The following is a 3,500-nucleotide window of genomic DNA, read 5'->3' as shown; positions in this document are numbered from 1 at the left end:
GCTCGAGCCACGCGGCGCTCGACTGGCCCGCGAGGGCGAGCAAACGCGCGCGATTCGCGGCGACACGGGCGGGATCGTCACCGGTATGCAGGCCGAGATTCATCCCGCCCGGCCGCGCCTCTCCCTCCTGCCAACGCCCGTAAGGGCCTTCGCTCACACCGCCGTCGCGCGTCGTGATCAGCGCGCGCACGCGCGGCGACACCTGCCAGTCGGGCTGCACGCAGTCCTGCCACGTCAACGACGCCAGGTTCGTCATCGGCACTCACGCCTCCTCGTCGTCTTCCAGGTACGGCTCGTCATCGTGATACTCGCCGCCGAAATCGTCATCGTCGTAGACACCATCGTCGTCGAATTCCTCGTCGCCCTGCCCGAAACCGAGCGCCGCGACGAGCGTGTTCAGGTCGTCCGGCAGCGGACAGCGCCATTGCATCGCCTTGCCCGTGACCGGATGCACGAGGCCGAGCCGCCACGCATGCAGCGCCTGTCGTGCGAAGCCGTCCGGCAGCGGCGTGACCGAACGCTTGCCGCGCGCGCGCCCGTAGACGGGATCGCCGAGCAGGGGGTGCCCGATGTGCGCGCAGTGCACGCGGATCTGGTGCGTGCGGCCGGTTTCGAGATCGCACTGGATCGCCGACACCGGCTGACGTTGCCACAGACATGTGTCAACCGTACGGAAATGCGTGCGGGCCGGCTTGCCCGACGCGCCGGTGACGACGGCCATGCGCGTGCGCTCGCGCGGATCGCGGCCGATCGGCGCGTCGATCGTGCCTTCCTCGGGCATCGTGCCCCACACGAGCGCGAAGTAGCGGCGCTTCACCGTGCGGGCCTGCAACTGCCGCACGAGATCCGTCTGCGCGGCCAGCGTGCGCGCCACCACCATCAGGCCGGAGGTTTCCTTGTCGAGCCGGTGGACGATTCCCGCGCGCGGCAGGCCGGCCGCCGCGTCGCCGTAGCGATGCAGCAGCCCGTTGAGCATCGTGCCGCTCCAGTTGCCGGCGGCCGGATGCACGACGAGGCCGGCCGGCTTGTTGATCACGACGAGCGCGTCGTCCTCGTAGATCACGTCGAGCGGCACCGGCTCCGGCGTGAACGCGAGCTGCTCGGGCAGCAGGTCGGGCACGAGCGCGATCTTGGCGCCGAGCGGCACCGGCTGGCGGATCTTCGCCGGCGCGCCGTCGACGAGCACGCGCTGCGCCTCGATCCAGCTCTGCAGGCGGCTGCGGGAGAATTCGGGGAACAGCTGGGCAAGCGCCTTGTCGAGGCGCTCGCCCGCGAGCGACAGCGGCACTTCGACGACGCGCGGCGCCTCGTCGACCGCCGCGGACGGTACGACGGGCGGCTGCATGACGTCGCCGGCCAGATCGTCATCGAGGGAATCCCCCGACGCAGCGTCGGCGGGCCGATCGCTTGGGCTATAATCTTCGCGATTTGGTGTGCCCGGCTGGGCATTCTGCGAACTTGAACGGGTCATTTAGACTGGGTCACCGAGACTTGAAGCTAGGACATGCGAGCATGATGAATTCGACCAAACGCACGGCCAGAACCGCCGCCGCCCGGGCTGCGGCGGTAGCGGCCGCGGCCCTCATCGCCGGCTGCCACGGCTTGCCGCAGAAGCAGGACGAGACGGCTACCTGGTCGAATAACAAATTATACTCAGAGGCCCAGGACGCACTGTCCGGCGGCGACTGGGGCAAGTGCGCGAAATATTTCGAATCGCTGCAAGGCCGCGATCCGTTCGGTCATTTCGCGCAGCAGGCACAGATCAACGTTGCATACTGCAACTGGAAGGACAACGAAGCGGCCGCCGCCGACCAGGCCGTCGACCGCTTCATCCAGCTCCACCCCGATCATCCGGATATCCCGTACGCGTACTACCTGAAGGGGATGATCCACTTCAACGACGATCTCGGCCTGTTCGGGCGCTTCTCCGGCCAGGACATGAGCGAACGCGATCCGCAGGCGCTGCGCGAGTCGTACGATGCGTTCAAGGTCGTCGTCGACCGTTTCCCGAAGAGCAAGTACGCGCCCGATGCAGCGGCACGGATGCGCTACATCGTCAACGCGCTCGCGTCGCACGAAGTGCACGCGGCCGACTACTACTACCGTCGTGGCGCCTACGTGGCGGCAATCAACCGCGCCCAGCTCGCGATCAAGGATTACAAGGGTGCGCCGGCGATCGAAGATGCGCTGCACATCATGATCCTGTCGTACAACAAGCTGAACCAGCCGCAGCTCGCCGAGGACACGAAGCGCGTGCTCGCGGGCACGTTCCCCGACAGCCCGTACGTCACGGGCCATTCGCGCCCCGGCGCGAAGAAGTCGTGGTGGCAGTTCTGACGAACCGCGCGGCGCAACGCCCGTTGCACGAACAAAAAACCCGGCCATCGAGCCGGGTTTTTTATTGGCGCCGCAATCCGGCGCCGCGGGGGCGATCGCGCGGCGCCGGCCGCGCGGATCGTCACATGCGTTTGTCCGAGCGATGCTCGTCGAAGAAATCCTGCACGACCGCGATCTCGCGCGTGCGCTTGAACGGCGGCAGACTCTGCCAGATCCGGCGCCCGTAGGGCTTGTCGACGAGCCGCGTGTCGCAGATCATCAGCACGCCGCGATCCGTCTCCGCGCGAATCAGCCGGCCTGCGCCCTGCTTCAGCGTGATCACGGCCTGCGGCAGCTGATGCACGGCGAACGGGCTCAGGCCCTTCTTCGTCAAGGCATCGAGACGCGCGGCCAGCACCGGATCGTCCGGCGGGGCGAACGGCAGCTTGTCGATCACGACGAGCGACAGCGCGTCGCCGCGCACGTCGACGCCCTCCCAGAAACTCTGGCTGCCGACCAGGATCGCATTGCCGTATGCGCGGAAACGGTCAAGCAGCTCAGTGCGGCTCGCATCGCCCTGCACGAGCAGCGGCGTGTTCCAGCCGCGCGATTCGATGACATCGCGCAACTTCGACGCGATCCGGTCGACCGCGCGCAGCGTCGTGCACAGCATGAACACGCCGCCGCCGGACGCCTCGATCGCCGGCAGCGCGGCATCGAAGACGGCATCGGTAAACGCCGGCGAAGACGGCTGAGGCAGGTTGCGCGGCACGTACAGCAGCCCTTGCGACTGGTAGTCGAACGGGCTCGCGAGCGTCATCGAACGGCGCGAGCTGAGGCCCATCTGCGCCGCGTAGTGCGTGAAATCGCCGCGCACCGACAGCGTGGCCGACGTGAACACCCATGCCCGCGGGACACCTGCACGCTGCTTCGCGAAGATCGGCGCGACCGACAGCGGCGTTTCGTGCAGCTGCACGGTATGCGCGAACACCTCGACCCAGCGCACCTTCTCGTTCGGATCGCCGTCGGAGGTCGCCTTGTCGCTGGCCGCTGCCGCGTCGGCCAGCGGGAAGCTCTGGAACGCGGGTCGCAATGCATGCACGGCCGCGTCGTTGGTCACGCCTTCGGTGAGGCGCGCGATCAGCGCGTCTCCGTCGGGCGGCAGGTCGGCCAGCGTGTAGCCC

At 67.9% G+C, this 3,500-nt stretch carries 4 protein-coding genes; 1 reads left to right on the top strand and 3 read right to left on the bottom strand.

Going from position 1 to position 3,500, the window contains the following annotated elements:
- Together G3N62_RS34840 and G3N62_RS34835 are read right to left on the bottom strand one after the other, a co-directional pair.
- Positions 1–256 (bottom strand): laccase domain-containing protein (locus G3N62_RS34840; RefSeq protein WP_206141510.1); only part of this gene is annotated, 256 nt, incomplete at its 3' end.
- Between the two features lie 6 nt (positions 257–262).
- Entirely contained in the window at positions 263–1,471 is a 1,209-nt protein-coding gene (locus G3N62_RS34835) for an RluA family pseudouridine synthase (protein ID WP_124669680.1), read from the bottom strand.
- 41 nt (positions 1,472–1,512) lie between these two features.
- Between G3N62_RS34835 and G3N62_RS34830 the strand changes: the two genes are divergently transcribed.
- The gene (locus tag G3N62_RS34830) at positions 1,513–2,337 is read left to right on the top strand and encodes an outer membrane protein assembly factor BamD (protein WP_034188625.1); all 825 of its coding nucleotides are present in this window, start codon (positions 1,513–1,515) and stop codon (positions 2,335–2,337) included.
- 121 nt (positions 2,338–2,458) lie between these two features.
- Here the strand turns inward: G3N62_RS34830 and G3N62_RS34825 are convergent.
- Positions 2,459–3,500: helicase C-terminal domain-containing protein (locus tag G3N62_RS34825; protein ID WP_277399667.1), on the bottom strand; the 1,042-nt coding region annotated here is incomplete at its 5' end.

Origin of the sequence: Burkholderia sp. Tr-20355, assembly GCF_017104685.1 — a bacterium.
Classification (GTDB): domain Bacteria; phylum Pseudomonadota; class Gammaproteobacteria; order Burkholderiales; family Burkholderiaceae; genus Burkholderia; species Burkholderia seminalis.
This window is presented reverse-complemented; position numbering and strand designations above follow the sequence as displayed.